The organism is Barnesiella sp. CU968 (genome assembly GCF_905219685.1).
GTDB lineage: Bacteria > Bacteroidota > Bacteroidia > Bacteroidales > Muribaculaceae > Lepagella > Lepagella muris_A.
The window spans coordinates 1-1,634 of record NZ_CAJMXD010000523.1 but is presented as its reverse complement, the minus strand read 5'-3'; the positions used below and the strand labels follow the sequence as shown (position 1 = coordinate 1,634).

The window sequence follows — 1,634 nt, the reverse complement described above, 5'->3', positions numbered from 1 at the left end:
GTCGTTTGAAATAGTTGATTATTGTGGTGTTGTGGTTCTCGAAGGTCTCCAGGACCTTGTTGAATTCATCATTCCCAAAGGCCTCCACTTCGTTGTACCATCTGGCGAGATTCAGTCTGGCGACTCCTGCGGAAGTTTTCTCGTTGAATATATCCACAAGCTTTAGAAACAGTCCGTAAGCCTTTTCCAGATCAGGAAACATTCTGAACAATATCCGGGCGCGTATTGTCTGTTGTTCGTTCCATTTTGATTTGTGCTTGAGTATGATATGTCGGCTGCGTGCCATGATCTGGGGCATGGTCTCGCCGTTCTCCATCCTCTCCGGTTCCCATTTCCCGATCAATTCACGTTCTTCTTTTGACCTTGCATCCTTTCGCTTCTGACGATGCTCCCTGATTGCCTTGTTCTCGGCATCAAGCACCTCCCAACGGTGTCGTATCCTCAGCTGATCAACAGCTTCGGATATGAGCTGCTGGACATGGAACCGGTCATTGACAAGCGATGCTCCGGGAAACACGTTTCTGACAGTCAGCATCATGGCTGAAGAAAGGTCTGTAGTAACCGTTTTTACCTTAAGGCGCTGCTTCAATGGAACTTTTCGCAGTATTACCGACACTGTGTCACTTGCCACGCCACGAACCATTGCCGCAAGAGCCCCTTTGCCCCCATGCGCGGCTTTGTTGGTCAGTATGGTGTAGACATCGCCATTGCTCAGGCAGGTCTCGTCAAGACTCATGTCCGCGCCGAAATTTTCAGGATACAATATGTATTCATCGGCATGGTCAAGCTGGCCCCACAACCGATAGCCACTGATCACTTCCTTGTATTGCTTGCGCAGTGTCTGTCCGTTCAGTCCGTTGCGTGCGGCAAGAGTGGATATGCTGACGGGAGTGCTTTCAATCTCCCTCTTTTAAAAAAGCGACGAACTCGGCGTTAAGCCTTGTGCCGTCGAACTCAGAGATGTCCCACTGATAACTGAATATCTCGCCGGTTGACCTGTCCAGCCACTTGCGCTTCCGAACATGCAGGTATGTGGCACGCCCCCTTATGGGATAATCCTGTATGGTGCGGTAATCCCCAAAACCGTAAGATATGATGTCTTTATTGTACTTGTCTTCGCGAAGTTGCTCTTTCTTCTCATCAAGCCATATGTCGAAGCGGGTCTCACTTTTTTCAAATCGTTCAATATCGAAGTTGTCTATCAGGACTTCGGGTAGGATGGCTCTGAGCAGTTGATCTGGTTTCATTGTGCAAAGATAACACTATACTCTTGATACTCTCTCCCGCCCACCGGAAAAATCCGCTGACCCGAAAAATCCGCTGACCCATTATTTAACTGAAATTATTTAATGCATTAACTAATTTGCGAGTCATACTTATTAGAAGTGATTTATATTGTGAGCGGCAGACTATGCAAGAGTGTAAACTACCTTTGTGCAGATATAATACTTCGGCGAATAAATAACGCAAGAATTTAAGAGTGTGTTTGCTTTTAACTTAGGTTAGCATAAAGATGGATTTTTGAGGGATTTCAGCGAGTTGAGAAAGGAGCAATTCCCACATTGCGACTGCCGAAACTTGGCTGAAAGCACCAGAAAGACACTTTATGATGACTTAAAGAATTTCAAGAAACG

The 1,634-nt window shown here is 46.4% G+C and carries 2 protein-coding genes; both read right to left on the bottom strand.

Annotation, left to right across the window (positions count from 1 at the left end; translation table 11 throughout):
• The coding region (locus JX312_RS13340) for a transposase (RefSeq protein ID WP_204458404.1) at nucleotides 1-901 on the bottom strand (901 nt) is incomplete at its 3' end.
• Nucleotides 897-1,247 carry a transposase family protein gene (locus JX312_RS13335; RefSeq protein WP_204458402.1) on the bottom strand — a complete coding sequence of 117 codons (351 nt, stop codon included), beginning with the start codon at nucleotides 1,245-1,247 and terminating at the stop codon, nucleotides 897-899. The genes JX312_RS13340 and JX312_RS13335, both read right to left, overlap by 5 nt.
• Nucleotides 1,248-1,634 lie beyond the last annotated feature (387 nt).

Bases quoted from the DNA above. Each gene is read 5' to 3' on its own strand.
- JX312_RS13335 (WP_204458402.1), bottom strand. From the start codon at position 1,247: ATGAAACCAGATCAACTGCTCAGAGCCATCCTACCCGAAGTCCTGATA.